Genomic DNA, 2,748 nt, shown 5'->3' with positions numbered 1-2,748 from the left:
CCCCCGGTGACGTGCCCGGGAGCGCGTGAGACCGCGGTGCCCGAGGGGCCGGTCAGCCGGCCGCGCGCGGGACCACCGTGGACAGCACGTCGGTCAGCGCGTGCCAGTCGGCGGAGATGATGCTGGCGTGCTTCCCCGCGAGGAGGGTGAGCCGGTCCAGCGCCTGGGCGGACGTCGGATTGGTGCCGTCGATGGCGGGCGCCACGTTGTGCGCGTCCGTCATCAGCACCAGGTACTTGTTGCGGGCGTACCAGGCGGTGTCGATGGAACCGCCCGCGTAGGCGGAGGCATCCCCGTCGAAGATCACGAACCACGGCCGGATCGAGGTGTCGGTGTACCGCGTGCGGGGGTCACCGGCCTGCGCCGTGTGCACGGCGGGGAAGGCCGAGGCCTCGCGCAGCCGGCCCGCCGCGGCGAGGTCGCGCAGCCGGGTGGCGTACTCGCGGTCCGTCCACAGGGTGTCGAGCGGGTTGCCTTCCTCGACCGTGCCCGGGATCAGCTCCACCAGGAAACGGCCCGCCAGCGCGTCGCGCGTGGGCCAGCCCCCGGCGGTGACGGCCTCGTCGGGGGTGGCGTGCGAGCCGACGAGGTCGGCCGGACGGTACAGCGCGTCGCCGAGCTTCGCCGTGAGCAGCGCGTCCAGTTCGGCCGGACCGCGGCCGCTCGTGGCGAGGAATCCGTCCTTGAGCTCGACCTTCAGCACGATGGGCCGGTGTCCCGGGTGGGCGTCGTGCCAGGCGCGGATGTCGGAGAGGCAGCCGGCGAGGTTCTGGTTACGCGCCTTGCTGCGCAGCTCGGCGGCGCTCGCCGCGTTCTCGCAGTTGTTGTCGTTGCCGAGCGGGTTGCTGTGGGACACCCGCCAGGAGCTGCCGAACACATTGGTCCACACGTCGAGTTCGAGCATCGCCGCACCGGAGTCGAGGGCGTCGGCGAAGTAGGTGTAAGTCGACTTCTCGTACGCGTTGTGCACCCCGACGCCCGTAGTCGCGCCGTACGAGCTGCCGCCCGGGCCCGTGGCGGACTGCGCGCTGCCGGCCGAGACCGCCACGCAGAACACCCCGGCCGCGGCGGCAGTTGCCCACCGGCGCCATCCCTGATTCATGGACCCTCACCCTCACCTACGTCGTCGAAGTTGATGCGAACGCGTCAATGAGGAGCACGATAGGAGGCGCGGATGACCTTCAGGAGTACGCGAACCGGCCTTTCGGGGAGTACCTGTTGTCCGAGGGGAAGCCAGGTTTCGGGGCGGACGGGGGAGTACCGGTGCGGCCGACCGGGGTCACGGTGTTCCGTCGAGGCCCTTCGCGTAATGCTCGATCGCGGCGCGGTACCGCCTCACGTACGGGTCTTCGCTGGTCGACGCGACGAGTCGCAGCAGAAGGCCCATCGCCTCGTGGTGTTCGCCGGTGTTGTACAGCGCCATCGCCAGGAACGTGTGGAGCGCGCCGTCGTCGGGGAACTCCGCCACCCCCTGCCGCAGCGTTTCGACGGCCTGCCCGTACCTGCCGAGCACCCGGTAGGTGCTGCCGAGGCCGAGGAGCGCGCCCCGCCGGTCCTCCTCGCCCAGGTGCCCGCCCGACAGGCAGCGCTCGTAGTACGCCACCGCTTCGGCCTCCAGGCCCAGGACGTCGTGGGCCCACGCCGTCTGATACGCGATCTCCGCGTCCTTCGGGAACCTCGCGGTCAGGGCGAGTAGCCGTTCCCGGGCCTGTTCCGCGTCGCCCTCGGTACGCAGCCGTACGGCGTCGGCCAGCAGGTCGTCCCTCTTCGGTGAATCCATGGGCGACATGGTTGCAGGCCCCGGTGGGGTGCTCTCGCGCGCCCCGCCGGGGCGTCCTCGCGGCGAGGCCGGAGGCCCACGGAGGTTCCGGGACCGCCGCGAGGACGCCCGGGCGAAGCCCGTCGGGAGGCGTGGCCGGATCGGGGTGTGACCGGACCGGCGCGGGGCATCCGATGGCCATGACCGAAGACGCGAACCGCCCCGTGCGGAAGAGAAGTTGGGCGCACGCGCTGTTGCGCGCCGGCATTCTGGTGGTGGCCTTCGTGGGGCTCGTCGCCTTCTCCGTCGTCCTGGCGAAGGTGACACTCACGCCGTCACCCGCCTCGGCGGGGATCGCCCATTCGAACATGACCCCCGGTCGTTCGCTCCGGCAGTACGCCGAGGACTACACCTTCCTCGCCGCCTGCAAGCAGGCGGGCGGGAACATCCTGCTCGGCGCCCCCTTCGGGGTGCTGATCCCGGTGCTCGTGCCGCGCCGGCTCCGGATGCTCCGCATGATCCTGCTGACCGGCGTGGTCATGGTGGTCGTGGAGCTGGCCCAGGGCGCCGTCGTGGAGGGCCGGGCCTTCGACATCGACGACGTGATCCTCAATACCACCGGTGCGCTGCTCGGTTACCTGTTCGTCGGGCGCCGGATCAGCCACCACTACCACTCCTTCGCGAGGGTCCGTCCCGAGCCCGTCCCGGCGACCGCCCCGGTGACCGAGGACACGTCCGGCCGGCCGCCCGCCGCCGGCCGTGCCGGCTTGAGGCAGCGGGTTGCGGCAGCAACCGCGAGGGCGGGCGTGACCCGGACCGCGAAGGCAACGGCCGCGGACGGGAACGGACGGACCGCGAAGGCTCCGGCCACCGCGACGGACAAGCACTCCGGGAAGGCTCCGGCCGAGGCCGGGAACGCCGGAGCGGCGCGGCCCGGGGGCGGGCGCACGCTGCTGGAGAAGCTCCGCAACCGCTGACCGGGACGGTAG

At 72.1% G+C, this 2,748-nt stretch carries 3 protein-coding genes; 1 reads left to right on the top strand and 2 read right to left on the bottom strand.

Annotation, left to right across the window (positions count from 1 at the left end):
- Positions 1-52: 52 nt before the first annotated feature.
- Positions 53-1,102 carry a phosphatidylinositol-specific phospholipase C domain-containing protein gene (locus ACFWEP_RS33905; protein WP_387376036.1) on the bottom strand — a complete coding sequence of 350 codons (1,050 nt, stop codon included), beginning with the start codon at positions 1,100-1,102 and terminating at the stop codon, positions 53-55.
- 177 nt (positions 1,103-1,279) lie between these two features.
- On the bottom strand, positions 1,280-1,780 hold the full coding sequence (locus tag ACFWEP_RS33900) for a tetratricopeptide repeat protein (protein ID WP_387376034.1): 501 nt from the start codon (positions 1,778-1,780) through the stop codon (positions 1,280-1,282).
- Between the two features lie 179 nt (positions 1,781-1,959).
- On the opposite strand from ACFWEP_RS33900, the gene ACFWEP_RS33895 reads away from it, so the two are divergent.
- A complete protein-coding gene (locus ACFWEP_RS33895) occupies positions 1,960-2,736 on the top strand; it encodes a VanZ family protein (protein ID WP_387376038.1) in 777 nt (258 codons plus the stop codon).
- The last annotated feature ends 12 nt before the right edge of the window (positions 2,737-2,748 follow it).

It is taken from the genome of Streptomyces sp. NPDC060198, from assembly GCF_042728415.1.
Lineage (GTDB): Bacteria > Actinomycetota > Actinomycetes > Streptomycetales > Streptomycetaceae > Streptomyces.
This window is presented reverse-complemented; position numbering and strand designations above follow the sequence as displayed.